Source organism: Buttiauxella sp. BIGb0552 (genome assembly GCF_004366275.1).
Taxonomy (GTDB): domain Bacteria; phylum Pseudomonadota; class Gammaproteobacteria; order Enterobacterales; family Enterobacteriaceae; genus Buttiauxella; species Buttiauxella gaviniae.
In genome coordinates this window covers 378,003-403,498 of sequence record NZ_SODY01000004.1, presented here as the reverse complement: position 1 = coordinate 403,498, position 25,496 = coordinate 378,003, and the positions used below count along the sequence as shown (strand labels likewise).

Here is a 25,496-nt window from a genome sequence, read left to right as displayed (position 1 = left end):
ACCAAGCGAAGGAGGAATTAGTCTCATGAATACACCCTGTATATGGCAAGGTGGCTATTCTGGCAGCGACTTGGGAATGACTACGTGAGGATGATCACACCAATGAAAACGGTTACATACATATTGTTAACGTTTGTGATGTATATCATTATCTTGCTGGATGCTTCAGTGATACCCCTGCAGCACGTGCGGTTAGTTGTCTCCAGAGCCACTCAACAGGCCCTTGACGGAAGTAACGCAGCCAGAGCATAGAGAATAAGATATTGATTACCCAGACAAAAGGCACAATTCCCAACAGGCTCAGGCGGTCAAACTTCATGAACCAGCCCATGCGGAAGAAGAAGGTAGTGCAAATCACTGTTTGCAGTAGATAGTTCGACAATGCCATTCGCCCGACATGCGCTATTGCATTCACCAGGCGCAAGCGCGACAACTGCGGCCAGTAGCCAAATGCGAGTGCTGCATAGCCAATAGTTTGAAACGGTGCACTTAGTTCACGCGGCGCTTGCAGCAAGAAAGCACACCAGCGATACATCCAGCCAAGATGCCACTGGGCATAAATCGCAGGAATGTTAATTAGCAACCCAACCACAATCAGCCACACGCCAATGCGGCGATAATGATGCAGACTAAACTCGCCTCGCAGCCAGCCACTGCGCATTAATGACGCGCCAATCAGCATCATCCCCGCCAGTTGCCAACCGTATTGCGCGCCCAGAGCTACAAGGTTTGATGAGAGCAAATCGATGCGATTGCTAATGGCCTCCGTCCCGCCGTTAAGCTTCCACCACTGCTCGTACTGCAAATTTGCAGCATCGGGGATCCACGAGCGGTTCGGTGCATCGCCGGAAATAAAACCTAGCAATAGCAGCACGCCAATACCGGTGAGATACAAGATAACGCCAGTATTAAACAATGAACGATTACCCGGTGCATCACGAATCAGACGCCAGCACACCAACCCCACTAAACCGTAGGCCAGCAAAATATCGCCATCCCAAAAGAAGATAGCGTGCATAAAACCGAGCAGAACTAATAACGTCAGACGTGACTGAATCCAGCGTTTGCCGCGATGTAACAACATCTGCAAGCCCGCGCCAAATAACAGAGCAAATAAGGTGAGGAATTTTACCTGAGCGAAGAGATCTAAAATCGCCCACGTCCAGGCATCGTGACCAGTAGCGGAACCGGACCAGGCTGGATTGAGATACGCAGCCTTCGGCAAACCGAAGGCCACGATATTAAGCAGCAGGATGCCGAGAATAGCGACGCCACGGACAAAATCCAGCGTAACGTTTCTACTCATACACCCTACCTAATTAATGTTAGTTATGACGCACTGCGCGCAGGAATTCCTGGCGTGTATTTTGGCTGGATTTAAACAATCCACCCAAAGATGTGGTTGTCGTCGCACTAGTCGCATCCTGCACGCCACGCGCTTTCACACAATAATGGACTGCATCAATAGATACCGCCACATTGTTGGTGCCAAGCAAGGTTTGCAGTGCAATCAGGATTTGCTGGGTTAAGCGTTCCTGAACCTGCGGGCGCTGCGCAAAGAACTGCACAATGCGGTTAATTTTCGACAAGCCAATCACGGTATCTTTCGGCAGATAAGACACTGTCGCTTTACCGTCGATAGTCACGAAATGGTGTTCACAAGTGCTGGTGAGCGTAATGTTGCGCACGGTGACCATCTCATCAACCTTCATCTTATTCTCAATGACGGTGATTTTTGGGAAGTTGGCATAATCAAGGCCGGAGAAAATCTCATCGACATACATTTTAGCGATGCGATGTGGGGTTTCCATCAAGCTATCGTCGCTGAGATCAAGATTCAGCAACTGCATGATTTCCGTCATATGCCCGGCAATCTCGCGTTTGCGGGTTTCGTTATCAAGCTCACGCAATTGTGGGCGCAGTGGCGTTTCCAGGCCGCGTGCAACCAATGCTTCATGAACCAATGCGGCTTCTGGACTTAGTGATGACATGTTGTTTTCTCCTGCAGGTGTGACTGACCTCGGCCCTACATGGGGCAAAGTGTGCGCTCATTGTGCGTGAGCACGGTCGCATAATCCAGTAGTGCGAACGATAATTATTGAAATCGTCAATACCTTTACTCTTTACGCCAGACGAGGCCGCCGCCAATCAATAATGCTACGCCGGCTACGTATAACGCAGGCTCAAGTTGCCCGGTAAGCGAAGTCGATAATGCTGACAGCATCGGCCCCACCAGTTGCCCCATGGCATAACCGGTAGTGAGTAATCCTGCCATGTAACGGGTATGCTTTGGCGCCAGTTCGCGTCCATATTGCAACGATAATTGCACCGCACATAAGAAGCCACCTCCCACCAGCAACGAACCTAAAACCAGCCCGACCATGCCGGGAATCATATCTGAGGCGAATACCCCAAGCGCTTGCAACCACAAAACCAGCGCCAGGCGCTGATGGCTTTGCAGCTTTTGACGCGCGGCAATGCCGAGCAAAATACCGCAAACCGCCGCACCGCCAAATATCGGCCAGACAAACTGCGCAAACGCGCTTCCAGGAAAGCGTGCGCTCGCCATCTGCGATAAAAATGTGGCGGGGAGAATATAACCAAATCCGGCCAGGCTATAGCTCCACACCAGGCGTTTGAGTTGTGGCGTTAACACCAGCGGCTCGGGTGCCGTTTCCGGGCGGTGCAACTCCCCTTTGCGTGGCAAATTTCGGGCGATTAACAGGATAAACAGCAGCGCCAGAGCGCCATAAACCAGCCAGGCACTGCTTGCTGACAACCCGTAACTGTGGATTGCCACCGCCAACAACCCGCTGACAAATATTCCCGCCCCCGGTCCTGCGAACACCGCCGCACTTAACCCCGGCTTGCCTAAATGTGCCAGCTGCTCATTGCTCCATGCGGCGATTAACACCATCGCCCAGCCGCTGGCACAACCAATCAGAAAACGAATCAACGCATGCCACAAGGCTGAATCCACGGTAGCAGAAAGTAGCGTCAGTATGACTGCTCCCCAGACACCAGCATGCAAACGCAACTCTACCCGCCGATGTGCACGCATGGCATCCCATGCGCCAGCCAGATAACCGAGGTAGTTAATCGCTGCTACCAAACCCGCACTGGTTAAGGTAAGTTGCCCTTCAGTTATCATTAATGGGACTTGTGGTGTGAATGCAAATCGGCCAATGCCCATTGCAACCACCAACACCAGAAACCCTGTCAACGCGATACGTGCCGCCACTATCACCCCAAATGTTGCGATTTCGTTGCCAGTATGATGCCGCATGGCTAGACTGGGGAGAAGTGAATATTCCTCAATCACATTGAATATATACCCAAAATAATTCGAGTTGCATTGAGGCGGCGACGCAGTGAATCCCCTGAGCTGACATAAGTCAGTGACTGGGGTGAGCGAGGAAAGCCAACAAAAATGCGGCTTGAAGTATGAAGGGTAAAATTAAGGACCTCTGGATGGAACTACTAGAAGAACACCGATGTTTTGAAGGCTGGCAACAGCGCTGGCGCCATGATTCAGCGGTACTGAAATGCCCAATGACGTTCAGTATTTTTCTGCCAACTCCACGCACCACACCTCCACCGGTTCTGTACTGGCTGTCCGGTTTGACCTGCAATGATGAGAATTTCACCACCAAAGCCGGAGCACAGCGTGTCGCTTCTGAATTAGGGATTGTGTTGGTAATGCCTGATACCAGCCCACGTGGTGAAAATGTACCGAATAATGAAAGCTACGATCTTGGTCAGGGTGCAAGTTTTTACCTGAATGCCACCGAACAGCCGTGGGCCGACCATTTCCGCATGTACGACTACATTAATGATGAGTTGCCAGCGTTGATTGCTGATAACTTCAGCATCAGTGAGAAAGCCTCTATCTTTGGGCATTCGATGGGTGGCCACGGTGCGCTAAGCATCGCATTGAAAAATCCTGATCGTTATTGCTCTGTTTCGGCCTTTGCACCGATCGTGAACCCAACTCGCGTGCCGTGGGGCCAAAAAGCCTTTAATGCTTATTTAGGTACAGACCAAGAGAAATGGCGCGAATGGGATAGCTGCTGCTTGTTGATGCAGGCTGATAGTTCCAACGCCATTCCTGTGCTTATCGATCAAGGTGATGCGGATCAGTTCCTTGCAGATCAACTGCAACCGGCGCAATTTGCTGAAGTAGCACGTCAGAAAAACTGGCCGCTAACCCTGCGCGTGCAGCCGGGTTACGACCATAGCTATTACTTTATTGCCTCGTTTATAGAAGACCACCTGCGTTTTCATGCGGAGCATTTGGCGTAATTCATTGCCCTCACCCCGGGGATGTTTCTTATACACAACTTTGAGGGGAGGTTCCTGCCTATACGGAGTAGATTCCGTTCACTAAAGGTTCAGTGATATCTGTCCTCACCGAACCGGTGAACGTATCAAGGGTGCTACCGCAGCACCCTTGATAATCCCGGCTCCCGGCGTTTAAATCGCTGCTTCGCAGTAAACCTCCATTTTCCCTTTCAGTCCCAGGGTCGGTTGTGACTCGCTCCCGGCGATCACAACCTCTCGCCGTTCCCGACGGCTCGACCCGGCCTTACAGTCAAAACGGAGGCGATTTATGCCGGACCAAAGGTCAACGGCAAAACCTAGGGTCAAAAACCAAACCGGTTTTGACCTTATTCCCGGTATAAATTGCCCCAGTGTTCCCCATAAGTCAGGGTTGAGCTGCCGGGAGCAGCGAAAGAGAGCGATCGCCGGGAGCGAGTCGCGAACGACCCTGAACGTTGGGGATAAGCTGGGGTTTACCGCGTAGCGGCAATTTAATGGCCGGGCGCCAGGATTGCCAAGGAGAGGGCGTTCTCTCCTTGGCTCGTTCACCGTTAACAACGGTTGCAGAGATAACCAGACGTTCGGGTGAACGGAAAAACATCTCATCTTATAGATCTCACCCTGACAAGGGGGTTAGGGTGAGGGCAAAAGCTCAAATCAGAACGTGTAATCCACCGCCATAAAGTAACGACGGCCATCCTCGTTGTAACTGTAATCGTCACGACTCAGATCTTTATCACCCAGGTTCATTACCCCGGCACGTAACTTAACGCTCTTCGTTGCCTTCCACGCAGCGCCCGTATTCCACACCACGTAGCCGCCAGGTGTTGGCGAGCCGTCGGTTGTGGCACGTTGCTCACCGGTATAGTTTGCAGACACATAGAATGACCAGTCATCTAATGGTGCCCAATCCACCGTACCGTTCGCAGTATGGAATGGCAGCGAAGCTAATGGTTTGTTGCCGCCACCGCTCAAATCACGGCCATCGTTATAGGTGTAATTCAGTGTGAGTTTCCACTGCTCGCTGAACGGCACTTTCAACTCGGTTTCAACACCGCGAACACGCGCTTTGTTGACGTTGTAGTATTTGAAGATTGGGCGACCCGCGCTGTCAAAACCAACAAAGTTTGGATAGGACGGTGCCTGGCTGATGCTCGAAGTACGATTAATATCAATCATATCGTCGAGGTTGTTCTGGAAGGTAGTGATGCTGCCTGAAACCCCGTCCAGCAAACCTTCATCACCCGCATAGTACAAACCTAACTCGAAGCTTTCACTGGTTTCCGGTTTCAGATCCGGGCTACCGACAATCTTACAAGAGCCACGGCAGGAGTTACTGGCCCAGTCCGGGCTAAGTTGCAGTAATGAAGGGGCTTTGAATGCCGTTGCCCAGCCACCTTTCATGGTGATGGTATCTGTCGCGCTGTATACGAGGTATGCGCGTGGGCTCCAGTGGTCGCCGTAGGTTTCGTGGTCGTCCATACGCACGCCGGTAGTCAGCGCTAGCGGTTCAAAAATCCGCCACTCATCTTCTAAGAACAGTGCGTACTGGCTGGCTGACGTTTCAGATCTGTTGCCGCCGGTGAGGTTTACCGGGTCTGACAGCTTATCGTGCCGCCATTCACCACCGAAAGTCAGCAACTGGTTGATTTCGCCTAATGGCAGAACCAGTTTGCCATCGAGGCTGTTATTGCGTGAGGTGATAGGCGAGCTGTTGCCTGGATTGAGGTTATCAATCTTATCGCCATAGAAACGCAGTTCGGTATTACCGTAATCCCAACGTCCATTGTGGGAAATCGAGTAATCCTGGCGCTCCATGCGGTTTTGATTCAGCGAATCTGAATCACGGTCCTGGCGGTCAAACCCGTAACCGAAAGTCATGTCCTGATTTTCGGCTGGTGTCAGGGCAAACTCAGCGCTGCCGCTGCGCGTAGTAAAGCCTTCAATGCGTGGCGTTTCGCCCGTTGCGCTGGTGCTTGACGCTTCCTGTTTATCTTTCTCGCGCTTACCAAGGTTGCCGTAAACTTTCACCCCAAGCAGATCGTCAATGATCGGCCCACTGGCAAAGAAGTTACTGTTATAAGAATCACCGCGATCGCGATCTTCCTGAACGGTGGTATCCGCCGTCACGGTGCCATGCCAGGCTTTGCCAACTTTGCGCGTAATAATGTTCACCACACCGCCCAACGCATCCGAACCGTAGAGCGAAGACATAGGCCCGCGCACCACTTCGATACGCTCAATGGCATCGACCGGGATCCAGTTAAGGTCGAAATCATTGTGACGGAACACCGCATTGCGCGAGTTAACCCGCTTGCCATCCACCAGAATCAGCGTGTAGCTACTACTCAAGCCACGGATACTGACTCCCTGGCGGTTATCCCCTTCATTCGTGAGCTGCACGCCCGGGACTTCCTGCAAGACATCTTTCAGGTTCTGGATCGGTTTCCTTTTCAGGTCATCCTGGGTGATAACGCTAATACTGGCAGGGGCATCTTTGAGGTTTTGCTCGGTAGCCGAAGCAGTAACCACCATGGTGTCTTCACGTTCTTCGGCAATAACCGGAAACGCAGCACTGATTATCGACGCGCAAAGTCCTCCCCGGACGATGGGATTCAACCTTAACATTCCTTTCTCCATGAGGTGAATGGCAAACTAAACGATGGATTGCGCTCACATTCCTTAATGCGTTGCTGGCTACTTTGGCAAACAACTGCTCACTTTACTCACCGACATCCAGCCGAGATAAAGCGTGGCGACACCATAAATTAAACGAGAATGGTTATCAATCAAATTGTTAAAGTTTGTAATGTATCGAAAGGGGATAATGCGGAAGGTTGATGCCAGAGGGGGTAAAAAAGGGCGCGATAATCGCGCCCTTCTCACTTAGTTTTTAAACGTTTTTGGGAACGTCATTTCTTCATACTTAACGAAACGAGTGCCTTTGGCGATCTTGTAGCCCATCCAGATTGCCAGGAACAGTGGGATACCAATATAGGTAGCCGTTACGCCTGCCCAGTCGATTTTATCAGCCAGGAACGCTTCATAGTTCTGGCCAAGTGTAATGATCAGGCACAGGACGAAGGCGAAAATTGGCCCCACTGGGAAGAAACCGGATACGTACGGCAGGTCTTTAAGATCAAGACCTTGCTTGATATACCCGCGACGGAAACGGTAGTGGCTAATCGCAATACCCAACCAGGCGATGAAACCAGTCATCCCTGAGGTATTCAACAGCCACAGGTAAACTGTCTGGTTGCCATACATGGATGTCAGGAAGCACAAACCCGCTACAACGGTTGTCGCATACAGCGCATTACGCGGCACACCACCTTTGGACAGCTTAGAGAAAATGCGTGGTGCTTTGCCGTCGCATGCCAGGGTGTAGAGCATACGAGTGGAGGCGTACATCCCGGAGTTACCCGCAGACAGTACCGCCGTCAGAATAACGGCGTTCATTACTGCCGCCGCAGACAACAGACCTGCATGTTCAAATACCAGGGTGAACGGGCTGACGCCGATGTCTTTTACATCGTTACGCAGCAGGCTCGGATCGGTATAAGGAATGATCAGGCTGATAATCAGAATCGCGAACACATAGAACAGCAGGATACGCCAGAACACCTGACGCACAGCACGTGGGATGTTTTTGCCTGGATCTTCAGATTCGCCCGCAGCCACACCGATAAGCTCAGTCCCCTGGAATGAGAATCCGACTATCATCGCGACACCAATCATCGCGGAGAATCCACCAGCAAACGGTGCATCACCAATTGCCCAGTTGCTCCAGCCAGCAGGTTGTGCACCTTTAAAGATGCCGAGGATCATCATCACACCGACAATGATAAAGATGACAACGGTGACAACTTTAATCAGTGAGAACCAATATTCTGCTTCACCAAAACCTTTAACGGAGATGTAGTTCAGCAAGAACATGATGCCGAGGAACAGTGCACTCCAGATCCAGCCCGGGGTATCAGGGAACCAGTAGTTCATCACCAGTTGTGATGCGACCAGGTCAACCGCGATAGTTACCGCCCAGTTGTACCAGTAGTTCCAGCCCAGTGCGAAACCGAAGCCTTCTTCAACGTATTGTTGCCCGTAAGTAGCAAAAGAGCCCGAAACCGGCATATAAGCCGCAAGCTCACCCAGGCTTGTCATCAGGAAGTACACCATCAGACCAATCAGCATGTAGGAGAGCAACGCGCCGCCAGGGCCCGCTTGAGAAATGGTTGCACCAGAGGCAACAAATAGCCCAGTACCGATGGAACCGCCGATGGCGATCATCGTTAAGTGGCGCGCTTTTAACTCACGGCGTAAGCCAGGCGCTTGTGTTGTTTTATCTTGAGAAACCATAGAAAATTGCGGTCCGTCCAAAAAATGAGGCGAGATTGTAGCAAACCAGAGTGAGACTTATAGTAGAAATACGCTGTTATAAGAGAGCTTCATAATCGGCGGTGGATTATAAGTAACGCACTTATACCAGGGAGTCTGTGAGAGGTTTTTTTCGACATTTGAATGAGATGCGGGAGTCCCTTCCCCTGCAGGTAATAGAAGTTACTGCTATTTAAAATCGACCTTCATTAATTCGGGGATAGTGACATCACGTGTCGTTTCAACGCAGCGGTTGATGTAATCGACAAAACGCGGTGGCGGTGACATACCTAAATCCAGCAGTTTCTTATTCGAGAAACGCACATTGAGCATCGAAAATTCACCATATAAACGCATTGCTCTTAGCATCAGCCTTTCATTACACGGACCGTAAATTGTTTTGAAATCTCTGCGTTCTTTTACCAACTCGCTGTAATCCACTTGCTGATAAGTAGAATAGATAGGTTTTTGATTGAGTGCCGCGGCCATCGCTTTATCTATTTCGACAAACTGCGTACTACCTGTGTCACCCGCTGATATGTGATAAACCTTTTCGCTTAGCTTTGAGCGTTTTGTTAATAACAAAAGTGCCTCTGCACAGTAATCCACAGGAATAACATCGATTTTATCTTCCATTGAACACATGAACTTCCCAAGCATCAGCACCATGCGGAATACCCAGAAAATGCTGCTGGATGGACGGCAACCTTCTTCACTGTGCCCTACCACAATTGAAGGGCGAGCAATAACTAAAGGCAGTTGCGGGCAATGTTCTACCATCAATTGCTCAATGGTGGATTTAGACCACGTATATTGAACCAAATGCTCTTCTTCAGGCTTGCGCGCCATGCTTTCTGTTACCAGCGTCCCTGCATCCGGTACACATGACATTGCGGTTCCCACATGTACAAAACGGACCAAACCCGACACATCCGCCATCCGTTTGACGAATTTAAGTGTACCTTCAACGTTCACTTTCCAGATCAGCGCATTATCACCAAATGAAGCGACAGCGGCGGAGTTGATCACGTGGGTTACAAAAGAGAGCCTGGCATCATCCAAAAAATCTTCTGAAGCAGCTAAATCACCGAGTAATATGTTTTCTTCATTAATTTTATTAAGTAAGGCTTCACTGCAACCAAACTTAGCAAGGTTATTCCTGACCCTAACGACACCTTCTTTAGGCGAGTTAGCCCTTACTAATAACAAGTATGAGTTAATTGAAGAATCAGAAAGCGCTCGAGCTAATACAGCACCACCCAGAAAACCTGTGGCTCCGGTAATCAATAAATTGCTCATTTTAGAAACTCTGGATTTAAAAACGCCATACTAAGTGGCGATTTATAAACAGCGCATCAATAAAAACAATAACAAAAAGCAGGGTTGAATTTTATTTGTAACTTACTGTATTCATGATTAATTTATAAAATCACAAATTAACTCCGTTTAAATACGGTATATTGATTTTATAATTTATTAATGTCTTGCGAGACCAAGCAGGCAACTTTAAATTAACAACAATTGTATAATTTATTTTATTAAAAAATGAGTTTATATATGTAACCGCTAGAAATCATAGCCAAAAGAGTGCCAGTCAAAATAATTAGCATGGTTGGTAGTACACGTGGCTGCGCAAACCAAAATGAATTCAGCCCCTTTTTAATCCGCATAGACTGCACCGATTCAACAAAACCCATGCAGAAAAAGGTGGAGCTGATTAGCGTAAACCAAGGGCTGATATCAAGCCCTTTCCAGGCAAAATAGGCATTAGAAAAGTGAAACTTTGCCAGCAAACAGGCTGAACAAAATCGAGGAAAGTAACGCCTCCCAATCAATAAAATTGTGGTGCCTACTGCGGCCCCCAACATCACCCACTGCATTGCAATGCCGTGTACTGTAACGATATCAAGCAGTAAAAATCCCGTGCCAACAACAATGGTTAAAATTGCGGCACAGTTTGCACAGAGTCGATAAAGATTCAGGTTGTCGGTGTAGCGAGCTGATGCAGTTTCTTTAACATCCATTGATTCATAATCTCTGACGTCTATAAGGGTGGTAACAGCCTGTTTGCTGAGCAGCAGGATACCCAAAACAGCAAAGTCTTAATTGATTTTAAACAAGGACGCCTTGTAAACAACACCTGTGAATCCAGCTAGCCTGCTACTCATCGCAATATTTTAAAAAACGCTGTAAGGCATTAGAAATATGTTTCTGACGATGGTGAATCCGATACAAAGTACGCACCAGGCGCGGCAACGGTACTGGCACTTCCACCAGCGAGCCAGTTTCCAGTTGTTCCGCAATCACCCTTCGCGACAGGCAACTGATGCCAAGACCATGGCGCACCGCATGTTTAATGGCTTCCGAATTTCCCAATTCCATACCGAGATGAAATTGCGGCAGATGAGAAAGTAGCAAGTAATCGACAATTTCACGTGTACCAGAACCTTTTTCGCGCAGGATCCACTGCTGCTGTGCAAGACTTTCCAGAGTGACCGGCTGCTGCAATAAAGGTGCGCTTGGTGGCGCAAATACGACGAGCTCATCTTCCAGCCAGGGCTCGGTCACCAATTCAGTCATATGGCTCGGCCCTTCAATCAGACCAATATCAACTCGGAAGTCGGCAACAGCGTTAATCACATCCTGACTGTTGCCAACGCTCATTTCCAGCGGGAGATTTGGAAAATCGCGGCGATAATGAGCAATCATTTCCGGCAGAATATAATTGCCTATAGTGCTGCTGGCATAAACGCGAATGGCACCGTTATCCTCTTTAAACAGTTGTTCGACTTCTATTGCCTGCTCAAGCAAACCCACCACGCGCGGATACAGCAAACGGCCATGTTCATTGACAACCAGGCGTTTGCCTACCCTATCGAACAATTGCACGCCTAACTGCCCTTCAAGATCGGACAGCGCCGCACTTACCGCAGACTGAGACAACGCCAGCATTTGCGATGCCTGTGTAGTAGAGCCGCTTTTGAGGACTTCAGCGAAGACTTCAAGTTGCCGCAGTGTGATATGCATAGTGGACACGCCTTAACACTTATTCAGATTGATTATAAATATATAATCAATTTTATTTTTAAGCCAGCAGGCCTTACTCTTTTGCCAACAGCCAGGACAGTTCGAGTTACAGGAAAGCTGCAGCTTGAACTATGACGGGTACATAAAGGAGAAGGTTATGGCTACGCTATCAATTCCCGATCATCGACATACATTGTGGCATTTTCTGCCAGGTCTTGCTCTTGCTGCCAGTATTACGGCTCTGGCGCTTTGGTTGGGTAACATTCCTTCCGTTGCGGGCCTCGGCCTGGGTGCATTAACACTCGCGATTCTGTGCGGCATGGTGATTGGCAACACGCTTTACCCGAAAATCTGGCAACACTGTGATGGCGGTGTACTGTTTGCCAAGCAACATCTGTTGCGTCTTGGGATCATTTTATATGGCTTTCGACTGACGTTTTCTCAGATTGCGGATGTCGGCGCCAGCGGTGTCATTATTGATGTTCTGACATTAACCAGCACCTTCGCCCTCGCCTGCTGGCTGGGTCAGAAAGTGTTTGGTCTGGATAAACAAACCAGCTGGTTAATTGGCGCCGGTAGCAGTATTTGCGGTGCTGCGGCGATTCTGGCAACCGAGCCGGTTGTGAAAGCCGAAGCCAGCAAAGTAACCGTAGCGGTCGCAACGGTGGTGATTTTTGGCACGCTTGCGATCTTCATTTATCCAATGATTTATCCGTACGTCACACAATGGTTCACACCGGAAGCCTTTGGTATCTACACCGGTTCAACCATGCATGAAGTTGCACAAGTAGTGGCTGCGGGGCATGCAATCAGCCCTGAAACTGAAAACGCTGCAGTCATTGCGAAAATGCTGCGCGTAATGATGCTGGCTCCATTCCTGATTTTCCTGGCAGCTCGCGTCAAACAACTGGCTCCGGCAGGCCAGGCGCAGAAAAGCAAAATCACCATTCCATGGTTTGCGGTGCTGTTTATTGTGGTTGCGATGTTTAACTCACTGCACTTACTGCCAGCTTGGGCGGTCAATGCTTTGATAACACTGGATACTTTCTTGCTAGCAATGGCGATGGCGGCTCTGGGTTTAACCACTCACTTCAGCGCGCTGAAAAAAGCTGGTGTACGCCCGCTGCTGATGGCTCTAGTGCTATTTCTCTGGCTGATCGTTGGCGGTGGCGCAATTAACCTTGGTATCCATCACCTGATGGCATAAAGAGGTACGGAAAATTCCTGTCTAACCCGCTATCATTGTCCGTTTCCCGATAGCGGGTTTTGACAGGAGTAAGAATGATGAAGTTTATTGGCGCACATGTCAGTGCTGCAGGTGGTCTGGAAAATGCCGCAATTCGCGCGCACGAACTCGAAGCCACTGCTTTTGCCCTGTTCACCAAAAACCAACGCCAGTGGCGTGCAGCTCCGCTTACTGACGAAGTTATCAGCAATTTCAAACGAGCCTGTGAAAAGTATCATTACGGGCCGGGACAAATCCTCCCTCACGACAGCTATCTCATTAACCTTGGCCATCCGGTTGAGGAAGCGCTGGAAAAATCCCGCGAAGCCTTTATTGATGAGATGGAACGTTGCATGCAGCTGGGCTTAACGCTGCTGAACTTCCACCCCGGCAGTCACCTGATGCAAATCCCTGAAGAAGAGTGCCTTGCCCGCATTGCTCAGTCGATAAACATCGCGCTGGATAAAACCGAAGGCGTGACTGCGGTGATTGAAAACACAGCGGGCCAGGGCAGCAACCTCGGTTTTCGTTTCGAGCATCTGGCCGCAATTATTGATGGCGTAGAAGACAAATCCCGAGTCGGTGTGTGTATTGATACCTGCCACGCCTTTGCAGCAGGTTATGACCTGCGCACCGAAGAAGACTGCGAAAATACCTTCGCAGAATTCGAGAGAATTGTTGGGTTCGAATATTTATGTGGCATGCACCTTAATGACGCGAAAAGTGCTTTTGGGAGCCGTGTCGACCGCCATAACAGTCTGGGTGAAGGCAATATTGGCCACACGCCGTTTGCCTGGATCATGCGTGATAACCGTTTCGATGGGATTCCGCTAATTCTGGAGACGACGAACCCGGATATCTGGGCTGAAGAGATAGCCTGGTTGAAAGCTCAACAGCACGAAGAAGCGACTGTATAAATGAAAAAGCTCCCTGCAGATGCCTGCAGGGAGCCTGAATGAATGTCGGATGTCGCTCCGCTAATCCGACCTTGAAGACTTGAACAGTATTACGCTACTTTCGCGACCGCAACTTCTGCTTCCGGACGTTTCAGGAAGGCATAAGACAGACCCGCCAGTAATGTTCCAGCAATTATCGCAATCAGGTAACCCACAACTGGGGTAATCGCACCTGGGATTAACAGAACAAACAAGCCGCCATGTGGAGCCATCAGTTTAGCGCCTACGGCCATGGAGATTGCACCAGTCACCGCACCACCAACGATACAGCATGGAAGAACACGCATTGGATCACGTGCTGCAAACGGGATAGCCCCTTCGGTGATAAAGCACAGCCCCAGAACCATCGCTGCTTTGCCGCCTTCCTGCTGAGCTTTGTCGAATTTACGACGCGCAATAAATGTTGCCAGCCCCATCGCCAACGGTGGCACCATACCTGCAGCCATAATGGCGGCCATCGGTGCGTAAGTTTGGGTACTGAGTAACCCGACACCAAATGCGTAAGCCGCTTTGTTCACCGGCCCACCCATATCAGTACACATCATACCGCCAAGGATTGCGCCCAACAGTACCGCATTCGCGGTGCCCATGGTTTGCAGCCAGTGAGTCAGACCTTCGAGGATTTTCGAAACCGGCGTACCGATCAGATAAATCATCGCCAGACCCACAATCAGGCTTGAGAACAGTGGAATGATTAGGATTGGTTTCAATGCTTCCATGCTTGGTGGCAGTTTCAGCTTAGTGCTAATCATCTTAGCAACGTAGCCTGCGAGGAAGCCCGCAATAATCCCGCCGATAAAACCAGAACCGGTGCTAACGGCCAACATACCGCCGATAAGACCCGGCGTCAGGCCTGGTCGGTCAGCGATAGAAAACGCAATGTAACCCGCCAGAACCGGCACCATCAGCGCAAAGGCTGAACCACCACCGATTTGCATCAGTGCCGCAGCCAATGTACCAGGCTCTTTAAATGCTTCGATACCAAAAGCGAATGACAGCGCGATACATAGACCGCCCGCGACCACCATTGGTAGCATGAAGGAAACACCGGTTAACAGATGGCGATAAGCACCTACCGACTCTTTTTTTCCTTCATTCGCGCTGGCTGCACTCTGCCCTGTCGCTGCAAAAGGCTTTGCCTCAACAACTGCTTTATCAAGCTCTTGTGCCGTTTTCTTCAGTGCCAGACCTGTTGAGGTGCGATACATCGGTTTGCCAGCAAATTTTGCCAGGTCAACTTCGATATCGGCCGCAACAATGACTAAATCGGCCTCAGCCACTTCTTCAGGGGTAATTGCATTACCTGCGCCAACCGAACCGCGTGTTTCAACCTTTACCCACCAGCCACGTTTTTTCGCTTCGGTTTCAATGGCTTCAGCAGCCATAAAGGTATGCGCGACGCCCGTTGGGCAAGCAGTTACTGCAACAATGCGTTTTGGCCCTTTAGCCAGCTCGACCGGTGCAGCACTAGCTGGAGCGGTATAAGGCTTCGCTTTATCTTTCGCTTCACCTAAAAACAGTTCCGGGTGCTGAACTGCACGGTCAATATCACCCAGATATACCTTTTTGCCATTCAGCGAGCTATCGGCAGGAATAGCGGTTCCCACAACGATTGCCATTTCGGCATCGTTCGGATTGTCGATAATCTGCAAGCGCGCTTTTTGCGCGGCTGAACCCAGCAATGTTTTCGCGAGGTACGCACGAGCTTGCCCAAGACCTGGTTCGATAATCAGCAGCGTTTTCATAGTTCCTCTCCTGCTGTCAGTTAAATGGTTTCAGATCAACACGGGCCATCATAGCCGCCAGTTGAGTACGATCTGTAATTCCGACATTGCTCTGACTTACAGCCAGCGCAGCCACTGCCGTCGCTAAACGCAGGGTATGTTCGCTAGATTCACGCATTAACAGGCCGTAGATAAGCCCGCCGACCATAGAATCCCCCGCACCAACGGTACTGACGACTTCGCATACTGGCGGTTTCGCTATCCACTCACCCGATGCGTTAACCCAAAGTGCACCTTCGGCACCCAGAGAAATCACCACATGCGCAATTCCTTGCTCACGCAGTGCATGGGCAGCTTCAATCACATCTTTCATCTCTGGCAATTTGCGACCAGCCCAGATTTCCAGCTCGCGGCGGTTTGGTTTAACCAACCACGGTGCGGCTTTCAGACCTGCGACTAATGCTTCGCGGCTGCTGTCGAAAATAATGCAAGGGCACTGGCTACGCAGACGCTTCATCCAGTCAGTGAAAGCGTCAGGTGAAACGCCGGCAGGTAAACTGCCACTGACACACACCATGTCAAACTGACCAAGCCAGCTCAGGGAATCAGCAACAAAACGCTCCCAATCTGCAGGAGTTACATCAAAGCCTGAGAAATTAAAGTCGGTCACTTCGCCATCTTTCTCAGTCAGTTTTACGTTGATGCGGGTACGGCCTTGCACCACCTGAAAACGGTTGGCAATACCCAACTCGCTGAACAGTTGCTGAAAACCATCCTGGTTATCTTTACCCAGGAATCCACCTACCGTGACATCGATGCCAAGATCTTTAAGAACTTTAGCAACGTTAATCCCTTTACCGGCGGCATGCAGACCCGTTGTACGCACGAGGTTTACTTCACCACGTTCAACTTCCGGGGTGTAACCGACCAGATCGTAAGCCGGGTTTAACGTAATTGTTGCGACACGACGACTCATGCTGCCCCCTCACCAAGACCGGCAGCAACCGCTTCACCAATGGCTTGCAGCGCAAGTTCAGCATCCTCACCTACGGCCGTAAAGCGCAGGCGGTGGCCTTTTTTCACGCCCAGTGCGACGACTTTCATCAGGCTGCGACCATTGGCTGGCTTCCCGGTTCCATCAAGGTTTGTCACGGTAATCTCGCTATTAAATTGTTTAATGGTATTCACCAGCACCGTACCAGGACGGGCGTGTAGACCATGTTCATTGCGAATCTGGAAATCAGCACTCAGGCTATTTTGTTCAGCTGGGACATCAGTGGTCAGCAGCGTCAGCAACCCAGGTGCATCTGCGTTCAGCAAACGGTCAGCATTGTTGTTTATCAACATGTCGCTCAGGCGATTGAGAACTTGTAAGGGTTGGTCGTCGGCCACTGCAACCGTCATCAACAGCGATACCGGTTGGCCGTCTGCTTCAAAAACTGATGCTGGGCGGCTGATTGCCACAGCACTCGCAAGGTTGCCTTCGGTGCTGTCGTTAAGCCAGATACCCTGCCCGAGATAGAGTGGTTTGCTGGAAACTACGTGGCTTACAAAAGCAGAGTTGGCAGCACCCGCCTGTTTAATGCGCCCGGCATTTAATGCCTGAAGCGTCATCAGGTCGGTGGCGGTAACATCCAGCGCTAATAATGAGTTATCAAACAGCAAAGATGCAGATTGTTTTTCGCCCATCAGCAATGCGCGAAGCTCTTCTGCTGAAGTCGCGGTTTTGAGTTGTTCAGCAACTTCGTCATCACTGAGCACATGTGTCAGCTGACGCAGTAAACCAAGGTGTTCGTCAGAACGAGCTGCAATGCCAATTACAATGTAAGCTTTCTGGCCCTCGCCCCATTCGATTCCTTGTGGAAACTGGAACACCTTAACGCCGGTTTTCAATACCAGATCACGGGTATCAGTAGTGCCATGTGGGATAGCAATACCGTTGCCTAAGTAAGTGGAGGTTTGCAGCTCGCGAGCCAGCATACCTTCTACATAGCCAATACTGACGTTCCCTGCCTGCGCGAGCGCAGTGGCAACCAGACGTATGGCTTCTTCTTTATTTCCGGCACTTTCGCCCGGATGAATATCTTGCACAGATAACTGGAACATGGTTCTCCTCTCCTGCTGAATTGAAACGATTCAGCTGCAATGAGAAAAAATGCGCCATCCCACTCCTGAAACTAAATAAGACGACGCTGAAACGTTTCAAGTAGTGTGGAGATCCTCCGCGATTCAGGCAAGATATGTTGTATTTTCGTTACCAGAATTTAGAGGTTACGCACATTTTCACTCCCATTGGAGCCGAAAAAGTGAGCAGCATCACGGTACGTTCAGCAGACAATTTATAAGCATCAGCTTTTGCTGAACATAGCCAGGAACAGCGTTTTAACTTTTCGTGTCGCTTTTGATTTGAACAACTGTTTATTTCCAGGCAAGGCGCGTAAAATCCGCGCGTTCATTGACCAGCCGACACTGAGAGCATGCAAAACTCCCCCATAGCAGCAACACGCAAGCCCCTTGACTTAACTTCTTCCGCCTTTTTGATTGTAGCTTTTTTAACCGGAATTGCGGGGGCATTACAAACCCCAACTCTGAGCCTGTTTTTGACGGAAGAAGTCCATGTTCGTCCTGCGATGGTGGGTTTCTTTTTCACTGGCAGCGCCATCATCGGTATTTTGGTCAGCCAGTTTCTTGCGGGGCGTTCTGACAGAAAAGGCGATCGCAAATCGCTTATTTTTGTCTGCTGCTTATTGGGTGCATTAGCCTGCGTGCTGTTTGCGTGGAACCGTAACTATTTTGTGTTGCTGTTTGTTGGCGTTTTCCTCAGCAGCTTTGGTTCCACTGCTAACCCACAGATGTTTGCCCTGGCGCGCGAACACGCTGACAGTACGGGCCGTGAAGCGGTGATGTTCAGCTCTATTTTGCGTGCGCAGGTCTCCCTTGCATGGGTGATTGGCCCGCCTATCGCCTACGCGCTGGCTTTAGGTTTTGGTTTTACCACTATGTATCTGAGCGCGGCCTTCGCATTTGTGGTTTGCAGCGTGATGGTACGGCTGCTCCTGCCATCAATGCGTAAAGAGGTGGTAACTAAATCCACCACGCTTGAAGCTCCGCGCCGTAACCGCCGTGATGCCCTACTGCTATTCGTCGCCTGCACAATGATGTGGGGTTGTAACAGTCTCTACATTATTAATATGCCGCTTTACATCATTAATGAATTACATCTGCCGGAGAAGCTGGCGGGAGTGATGATGGGGACAGCCGCCGGGCTTGAGATCCCAACCATGCTTATCGCGGGCTATTACGCCAAACGTTTTGGTAAGCGTTTTCTAATGCGTATTGCGGGAGTCGCAGGTCTGCTGTTCTACATTGGTATGTTGACGTTACATAACGAATTCATGCTGCTGGGCCTGCAACTGCTGAACGCTATTTTCATCGGCATTCTGGCAGGTATTGGGATGTTGTATTTTCAGGATTTAATGCCGGGACAGGCGGGAGCGGCTACCACGCTATATACCAATACGACGCGTGTCGGTTGGATTATTGCCGGCTCGATGGCCGGTGTAGTCGCCGAAATCTGGAACTACCACACGGTGTTTTATATCGCGCTGGGAATGATAGCCATCACCGCTTATTGCATGATGAAAATTAAAGATATCTAGGGCGCAGTCGCAGCTTCCAGATAGATCAGGTAATCCATGGCCTGCTTGCGCGTTGTACCGCACATTTCCCGCGACGGTTGCAAGTTTGCGCAAACCTTTGGTCTTAGCGGCGAAAGAAAGATTTTACAGCGCATATCTGCGCCAAGCTGAACACATGGAGTATCAGCGGGCTTGCCATCTGGCATGCCAGGAATAGGACTTGATACAGAAGGCGCGGTACAACACGCGCCGCAATCGGGACGACAGTCCATCAACAATACTCCAGTGGGCTGACAAGGATCAGGACTCTAGCAGTAGCAGTGCGGCTTTACTACGTAGATTTATGCACTATCTGCAATGAAATCCGCTTGCCTGAAAGACGCCTCCCGAGTAATTTGACGCAATATTTTCGCTCCTCAATTTTTTACAGGAAACACCTATGCCAAGAGCTAATGAAATCAAAAAGGGTATGGTACTTAATTACAACGGCAAGCTGCTGATTGTTAAAGATATCGATATCCAGGCACCTAGCGCCCGTGGCGCAGCAACGCTTTATAAAATGCGTTTTTCTGATGTCCGTTCTGGCCAGAAAGTTGAAGAGCGCTTCAAAGGTGATGATATTGTCGACACCATCACTCTGACCCGCCGTTACGTTGACTTCTCATACATTGATGGCAACGAGTACGTGTTCATGGATAAAGAAGATTACACCCCGTATATCTTCACCAAAGACCAGATTGAAGAAGAGTTGCAATTCATTCCGGAAGGCGGCATGCCAGACATGCAAGTTCTGACCTGGGATGGCCAGTTGCTGGCGCTTGAACTGCCACAAACTGTGGACTTGGAAATTGTTGAAACTGCCCCTGGCATTAAAGGCGCGTCAGCAAGCTCCCGTACCAAGCCTGCAACAATGTCGACTGGCCTGGTTATTCAGGTTCCAGAATATATGGTGACTGGTGAGAAGATCCGCATCCATATCGCTGAAAAGCGTTCTATGGGTCGTGCAGACTAATACCTGTTTTGCGGTTTAACCGACAGACATCCAAACCCGCTTCGGCGGGTTTTTATTTTGGGAAAAATATTTGTGCTATTTCTTAATGGGATAACTTACCAAGGGTTTGATCTCCTTTAGCACAAACATACTCTGCATTTCTTTAATCCCCGGCAAACGACGCACCACTGACATAGCAAAGTCCGCATAAGAATCCAGATCGCGCGCGACGACCTGCAATAAGAAATCGGCATCGCCACCGATGCTGTAGCATGCAACCACATCCTCAAGAGCCGCGACCTCCTCTTCAAACTTCTTCGCTTCTGATTCACTGTGGCTGTCTATGGTGACACGAACGAACACCATCACTGCCAGGCCGATCTTGCGACGGTTAAGTACTGCGCGGTAACCCTGAATCACTTCGTCTTCTTCAAGCTTGCGTATTTTTCGCCAGCAAGGTGAGGCTGATAACCCAATTGAATCGGCTACAGACTGGTTCGTCATGCGCGCATCATTTTGTAAGAGAGCCAGAATCTTTACGTCTGTTGTGCTTAAGGTCATCTGGTCAGTTCCTTTTAATTTTAGATTATAAACGGGTCAATCCTGCCCTATTTTGTCCATTTTTCAAGCTATTTAGGCAGCAATTTCCCGTGAGCTTCCTGCATTATATTGTTCACAAAGAGCGACTCCATGAGCCATTTCAGATTCCCCTGCGAGGACAAAATATGAAGTTTGACGCCAGCCAACATCGAAGCACGATTATTATTGATAAAGACCTGAGCCCTGGGCTTGCCATCAACGCAGCCAGCGTTATTAGTATGAGTTTCGGCCATACGGTAGAAAATCTGGTGGGTCCTGACATGCAAAGTGCAGATGCCGTCAATTATCCTGGCGTTATTTATGCCCCTTTGCCGATTCTCCTGGCACCAGGCACTTATATACAGGAGCTGCTCAACATTGCTGAAACAGACGAAGAGATTTACACGATGCCCTTCAGCGCTTTGGCGCAGTCATGTAAGACATACGATGAATATGGGGAACGTATTTCTGCTGTATCCAGCAATCATATTGAACTGGTAGCAATAGGGTTAATTGGGCCGAAGAAAAAAATCACCAGGCTCACAGGGAACTTGGGCCTGTATAAATAGGCTTATGTTGCAGCCATAAAAAAACGCGCCAGGAGGCGCGTTTTTTACATCAATTTTTTACATCAATATTGTTCAGCTTACTTCAGCAAATCTGGGAACATAACTTGTTTCAGAGCCAGTTCCACACCGCGAACTTCAGCCAGACCTTTCAAACGACCAATCGCTGAATAACCTGGGTTAGTTTTCTTGTGCAGATCGTCAAGCATCTGGTGTCCATGATCCGGACGCATCGGGATCGGGCGCAGATCGCCGGCGTTTTTACGACGTTGTTCTTCAGTCAGAATCGCTTTTACTACCGCAACCATGTTCACATCACCTTGCAGGTGCGCGCCTTCATGGAAGGTTTTCGGGTTATCTTCGCGGCAAGTTGCGCGCAGATGGGTAAAGTGAATGCGATCGCCGAAGGTTTCAATCATGCGAACAAGGTCGTTGTCGGCACGAACGCCGTAAGAACCGGTACACATGGTGAAGCCGTTATAGATGCTGTCGACAGTTTCTTTCAGCCATTGCATATCTTCAATAGTAGAAACGATACGCGGCAGGCCCAGGATTGGACGCGGTGGATCATCCGGGTGAACTGCAAGGCGAACACCTACTTCTTCCGCTACCGCAACAATGGCACGCAGGAAGTACGCCATGTTTTCGCGCAGCTGTTCTTTACTGATGCCGTCATATTCAGCAAGACGTGCACGGAACTGGTCAAGGGTGTAACCCTCTTCCGCACCTGGTAAACCAGCAATGATATTGCGGGTCAGTTTTTCTTTTTCGGCATCAGACATATTGTTGAAGTAGCCCAGCGCCTGGCGCTGCTCTTCTTCGCTGTAGTCAGCTTCAGCGCCTTCGCGCTTGAGGATGTGCAGCTCAAATGCTGCAAAAGCAATCTGGTCAAAACGCAGAGCGCGTGAACCATCTGGCAATTCATATTCCAGATCGGTACGTGTCCAGTCCAGAATCGGCATGAAGTTGTAGCACACGGTGTCGATGCCACATTCTGCCAGGTTACGAATGCTTTGCTGGTAGTTTGCGATATGCTTATCGAAGTCGCCGGAGTGAGTTTTAATTTCTTCGTGCACCGGAATACTTTCTACTACAGACCAGGTCAGACCTTTTTCCGCCAATACAGCCAGGCGCTCTTTGATGTCAGCAACCGGCCAAACTTCACCATTTGGGATGTGATGCAAAGCAGTAACGACACCGGTCGCGCCCGCCTGACGCACATCATCCAGAGATACCGGGTCTTTTGGGCCGTACCAACGCCATGTTTGTTCCATCGACAGTTCCTCAGTTTAAGTTGTCATACCAATTCTAGAATGCTGTATTGACTACTACCATACCGGATTCTCGCTTACGGTCAAATTTTGCAATGATATTGGTTGATCCAGCTCACATTAAAGGGATAAAGACAGCAGACCAATTTAATTTGCTGTCATATAACTTTAGACTGAGCCATGTTACCAATTAGTTAACCAGGATTTGCATTTTATGAACACAATTGCTTCAGTCACGTTACCTGCCGATATTCAACAGCCTAATTATGACCGCCGGGCGTTAAAAACTCGCATCGTCCACTTTGGTTTTGGTGCGTTTCACCGCGCACACCAGGCGCTGCTGACCGACCGGGTACTCAATAAATTGGGGGGAGACTGGGGCATTTGTGAAATTAGTCTGTTTAGCGGCGATAAACTAATGAGTGCGCTGCGTGCACAGGACCATTTGTATACCGTATTGGAAAAAGGTCGTGAAGGTAATCAGGCGATTATTGTCGGCGCGGTTAACGAATGCCTGAATGCAAAACTCGATGGACTGGATACCATTATTGAAAAGTTCTGCGAGCCACAAGTTGCGATTGTCTCCCTTACTGTGACTGAAAAGGGCTATTGCATCGACCCGGCGACCGGGAAACTGGATAGCAGTAACGAGCGTATTATTCACGACCTGCAAAACCCTGAAGAACCGCATTCGGCTCCGGGCATTTTGGTGGAGGCACTTAATCGTCGCCGCGAACGTGGACTGCGACCATTCACCGTACTTTCTTGCGACAACATTCCCGACAACGGCCATGTCGTACGCAATGCGGTTATTGGGATGGCGGAAACTCGCAGCCAGGAATTAGCGGACTGGATTCGCGAGCATGTCACCTTCCCTAGCACTATGGTTGACCGAATTGTTCCTGCGGCGACACCTGAGTCATTGCAGGAAATTACTGACACGCTGGGCGTAGAAGATCCCTGCGCCATTGCTGGCGAGCCGTTTATCCAGTGGGTCATTGAAGATAACTTTGTTGCAGGCCGCCCGGCATGGGAAGAAGTTGGCGTCGAAATGGTGGACGACGTGATGCCATGGGAACAAATGAAGTTACGCATGTTGAACGGCAGCCACTCCTTCCTTGCTTATCTCGGCTACCTCGCCGGCTATCAGCATATTAATGATTGCATGGCAGATGAGAATTTCCGCAAGGCGGCGCATCGTTTAATGATGCAGGAACAAGCGCCAACACTGCGCGTTACGGGCGTAAACCTACAGCAGTATGCCCATAACCTGCTCGAGCGTTTTGACAACCCGGCGCTGAAGCACCGCACATGGCAAATTGCGATGGACGGTAGCCAGAAACTGCCACAACGGATGCTTGAGAGTATTCGCTGGCATCTGCAACAAGCCGATGAGTGGCCATGCCTGGCATTAGGAGTTGCCGCCTGGATGCGCTATGTCAGCGGTATTGACGACGCGGGCAACGAAATTGATATTCGCGATCCGTTAGCTGAAAAAATTAAAACGCTGGTCGCAAACAGCTCTGTTAATGAACGCGTTCATGCCCTACTCAGCCTGCATGAAATCTTTGGCAGTGACCTGCCTGCTGATGAACAATTCGTCGCGCGTATTACCGCTGCATGGAATGAGTTATGCAGCAAAGGTGCGCGAGCAACGGTCGCAAACCTTATCGATTAATTTAACAATCAATGCCTTTAAGCCCGCTTCACAAGGATGTGGAGCCGTCCGGGCTTCATTTTTTGGTAATTGTTGTTCAGGATAGTGATAATTGAACATCACGTAAGGTTCACTCAACCTGTCCGGAGCACTTGTGACTAAAACCAACCTGATTACCGGTTTCCTCGGTAGCGGTAAAACCACCACCATTCTGCATTTACTTGCCAATAAGCCCGAGCATGAAAAATGGGCTGTGCTGGTCAACGAATTCGGTGAAGTCGGAATCGACGGCGCGTTATTAGCCGACAGCGGTGCTTTGCTGAAAGAAATCCCCGGCGGCTGTATGTGTTGTGTAAATGGACTACCGATGCAGGTAGGGCTCAATACTTTGCTTCGCCAGGGCAAACCTGACCGTCTGCTCATTGAACCGACCGGGCTTGGTCACCCAAAACAAATCCTCGATATGTTGACCGCCGAAGTTTACCAACCCTGGATCGAACTCAACGCTACTCTGTGTCTGCTTGACCCACGTCAGTTGCTTGATGAGCGGGCAGTCAATAATGACAATTTCCGCGATCAACTCGCTGCCGCTGATATCGTCATTGCAAATAAAGAAGACCGTGCCAGCGATGAAAGCCGCGCGGCTCTTAACGAGTGGTGGCTGCGTGAGGGGGCTGGGCGGGAAATGATTACCGCACAAAATGGTCATATCGATATTAGCCTTCTTGATAAACCACGCCAAAACCTGCGCGAGGTGCCATCCAGTCCGGATCATAACCACAGCCATGCAGCAAAACGTGGGCTAGCGGCATTAAGTTTGCCTGAACATCAACGCTGGCGGCGCAGCATCAACAGTGGCCAAGGCTACGTGGGTTGCGGATGGATTTTTGATGCCGACACACTATTTGACACAGTAGGGATTCTTGAATGGGCTAGACTTGCTCCTGTCGACCGCGTCAAAGGTGTACTGCGTATTGCGGAAGGTTTGGTTCGAATCAACCGTCAGGGCCTTGATTTCCATATTGAAACGCAAAATGCCGCACCACCTGACAGCCGCATAGAGTTAATACATAGCGGTGACGTTGACTGGAATGCGCTACAAACTTCATTGTTGAAGCTACGTTTAAGTTTGTGAGCCTACCCTTTCGTCTTTGTTAAAATATCTAAT

At 49.8% G+C, this 25,496-nt stretch carries 22 protein-coding genes; 8 read left to right on the top strand and 14 right to left on the bottom strand.

Annotation, left to right across the window (positions count from 1 at the left end):
* Window positions 1-148: 148 nt before the first annotated feature.
* The 3 genes from yeiB to EDF88_RS14015 form a co-directional block, all read right to left on the bottom strand.
* Window positions 149-1,306 (bottom strand): DUF418 domain-containing protein YeiB, encoded by a 1,158-nt coding sequence (yeiB, locus tag EDF88_RS14025; protein WP_134185241.1) that lies wholly within the window; start codon window positions 1,304-1,306, stop codon window positions 149-151.
* Window positions 1,307-1,325: 19 nt separating this feature from the next.
* Window positions 1,326-1,991 carry a GTP cyclohydrolase I FolE gene (gene folE, locus EDF88_RS14020; protein ID WP_064512467.1) on the bottom strand — a complete coding sequence of 222 codons (666 nt, stop codon included), beginning with the start codon at window positions 1,989-1,991 and terminating at the stop codon, window positions 1,326-1,328.
* 125 nt (window positions 1,992-2,116) lie between these two features.
* Complete coding sequence (locus tag EDF88_RS14015; RefSeq protein ID WP_064512488.1) at window positions 2,117-3,241, bottom strand: YbfB/YjiJ family MFS transporter; 1,125 nt, start codon at window positions 3,239-3,241, stop codon at window positions 2,117-2,119.
* 230 nt (window positions 3,242-3,471) lie between these two features.
* Between EDF88_RS14015 and fghA the strand changes: the two genes are divergently transcribed.
* Window positions 3,472-4,302 (top strand): S-formylglutathione hydrolase, encoded by an 831-nt coding sequence (gene fghA / locus EDF88_RS14010; protein ID WP_134185239.1) that lies wholly within the window; start codon window positions 3,472-3,474, stop codon window positions 4,300-4,302.
* A gap of 675 nt (window positions 4,303-4,977) precedes the next feature.
* Here the strand turns inward: fghA and cirA are convergent.
* The 5 genes from cirA to yieE all read right to left on the bottom strand — a co-directional run bounded on the left by cirA (window position 4,978) and on the right by yieE (window position 11,721).
* Complete coding sequence (gene cirA / locus EDF88_RS14005) at window positions 4,978-6,948, bottom strand: catecholate siderophore receptor CirA (RefSeq protein WP_134185237.1); 1,971 nt, start codon at window positions 6,946-6,948, stop codon at window positions 4,978-4,980.
* 258 nt (window positions 6,949-7,206) lie between these two features.
* Window positions 7,207-8,676: an amino acid permease gene (locus EDF88_RS14000; RefSeq protein ID WP_134185235.1), complete on the bottom strand. Its 1,470-nt coding sequence runs from the start codon at window positions 8,674-8,676 to the stop codon at window positions 7,207-7,209.
* Window positions 8,677-8,883: 207 nt separating this feature from the next.
* A complete protein-coding gene (locus tag EDF88_RS13995; RefSeq protein ID WP_134185233.1) occupies window positions 8,884-9,993 on the bottom strand; it encodes an SDR family oxidoreductase in 1,110 nt (369 codons plus the stop codon).
* Window positions 9,994-10,232: 239 nt separating this feature from the next.
* Window positions 10,233-10,784 (bottom strand): hypothetical protein, encoded by a 552-nt coding sequence (locus EDF88_RS13990; RefSeq protein WP_134185231.1) that lies wholly within the window; start codon window positions 10,782-10,784, stop codon window positions 10,233-10,235.
* Window positions 10,785-10,854: 70 nt separating this feature from the next.
* Entirely contained in the window at window positions 10,855-11,721 is an 867-nt protein-coding gene (yieE, locus tag EDF88_RS13985; RefSeq protein WP_134185229.1) for a DNA-binding transcriptional regulator YeiE, read from the bottom strand.
* A gap of 157 nt (window positions 11,722-11,878) precedes the next feature.
* Here yieE and EDF88_RS13980 point away from each other — a divergent pair, with 157 nt between their 5' ends.
* Entirely contained in the window at window positions 11,879-12,928 is a 1,050-nt protein-coding gene (locus EDF88_RS13980) for a YeiH family protein (RefSeq protein ID WP_134185228.1), read from the top strand.
* 77 nt (window positions 12,929-13,005) lie between these two features.
* Complete coding sequence (nfo, locus tag EDF88_RS13975) at window positions 13,006-13,863, top strand: deoxyribonuclease IV (RefSeq protein WP_134185599.1); 858 nt, start codon at window positions 13,006-13,008, stop codon at window positions 13,861-13,863.
* Between the two features lie 89 nt (window positions 13,864-13,952).
* Here nfo and fruA read toward each other — a convergent pair whose 3' ends face one another.
* Genes fruA through fruB form a run of 3 tightly spaced genes read right to left on the bottom strand, consistent with a single transcriptional unit; the run spans window position 13,953 to window position 17,732 of the window.
* A complete protein-coding gene (gene fruA / locus EDF88_RS13970; protein ID WP_134185226.1) occupies window positions 13,953-15,647 on the bottom strand; it encodes a PTS fructose transporter subunit IIBC in 1,695 nt (564 codons plus the stop codon).
* Window positions 15,648-15,663: 16 nt separating this feature from the next.
* Window positions 15,664-16,602 carry a 1-phosphofructokinase gene (gene fruK, locus EDF88_RS13965; RefSeq protein ID WP_064554903.1) on the bottom strand — a complete coding sequence of 313 codons (939 nt, stop codon included), beginning with the start codon at window positions 16,600-16,602 and terminating at the stop codon, window positions 15,664-15,666.
* On the bottom strand, window positions 16,599-17,732 hold the full coding sequence (gene fruB / locus EDF88_RS13960) for a fused PTS fructose transporter subunit IIA/HPr protein (RefSeq protein WP_134185224.1): 1,134 nt from the start codon (window positions 17,730-17,732) through the stop codon (window positions 16,599-16,601). Before fruB ends, fruK begins: the two co-directional genes overlap by 4 nt.
* Window positions 17,733-18,103: 371 nt before the next feature.
* Between fruB and setB the strand changes: the two genes are divergently transcribed.
* The gene (gene setB / locus EDF88_RS13955) at window positions 18,104-19,285 is read left to right on the top strand and encodes a sugar efflux transporter SetB (protein ID WP_064512539.1); all 1,182 of its coding nucleotides are present in this window, start codon (window positions 18,104-18,106) and stop codon (window positions 19,283-19,285) included.
* Here the strand turns inward: setB and EDF88_RS13950 are convergent.
* Window positions 19,282-19,536 carry a YkgJ family cysteine cluster protein gene (locus tag EDF88_RS13950; RefSeq protein ID WP_074391982.1) on the bottom strand — a complete coding sequence of 85 codons (255 nt, stop codon included), beginning with the start codon at window positions 19,534-19,536 and terminating at the stop codon, window positions 19,282-19,284. The genes setB and EDF88_RS13950 overlap by 4 nt on opposite strands.
* A gap of 167 nt (window positions 19,537-19,703) precedes the next feature.
* On the opposite strand from EDF88_RS13950, the gene yeiP reads away from it, so the two are divergent.
* Window positions 19,704-20,276 (top strand): elongation factor P-like protein YeiP, encoded by a 573-nt coding sequence (gene yeiP / locus EDF88_RS13945; protein WP_064512540.1) that lies wholly within the window; start codon window positions 19,704-19,706, stop codon window positions 20,274-20,276.
* A gap of 75 nt (window positions 20,277-20,351) precedes the next feature.
* Here the strand turns inward: yeiP and EDF88_RS13940 are convergent, their stop codons facing one another.
* A complete protein-coding gene (locus EDF88_RS13940) occupies window positions 20,352-20,816 on the bottom strand; it encodes an Lrp/AsnC family transcriptional regulator (protein ID WP_064512542.1) in 465 nt (154 codons plus the stop codon).
* Window positions 20,817-20,980: 164 nt separating this feature from the next.
* Here EDF88_RS13940 and EDF88_RS13935 point away from each other — a divergent pair, with 164 nt between their 5' ends.
* Entirely contained in the window at window positions 20,981-21,403 is a 423-nt protein-coding gene (locus EDF88_RS13935; protein WP_134185222.1) for a DUF2000 domain-containing protein, read from the top strand.
* A gap of 77 nt (window positions 21,404-21,480) precedes the next feature.
* On the opposite strand, the gene uxuA is transcribed toward EDF88_RS13935, so the two are convergent.
* Window positions 21,481-22,674: a mannonate dehydratase gene (gene uxuA, locus EDF88_RS13930; protein WP_064512545.1), complete on the bottom strand. Its 1,194-nt coding sequence runs from the start codon at window positions 22,672-22,674 to the stop codon at window positions 21,481-21,483.
* A 211-nt stretch (window positions 22,675-22,885) separates the two neighbouring features.
* On the opposite strand from uxuA, the gene EDF88_RS13925 reads away from it, so the two are divergent.
* Entirely contained in the window at window positions 22,886-24,349 is a 1,464-nt protein-coding gene (locus EDF88_RS13925; protein WP_134185220.1) for a mannitol dehydrogenase family protein, read from the top strand.
* A 133-nt stretch (window positions 24,350-24,482) separates the two neighbouring features.
* Window positions 24,483-25,463: a GTP-binding protein gene (locus EDF88_RS13920; RefSeq protein ID WP_134185218.1), complete on the top strand. Its 981-nt coding sequence runs from the start codon at window positions 24,483-24,485 to the stop codon at window positions 25,461-25,463.
* Window positions 25,464-25,496 lie beyond the last annotated feature (33 nt).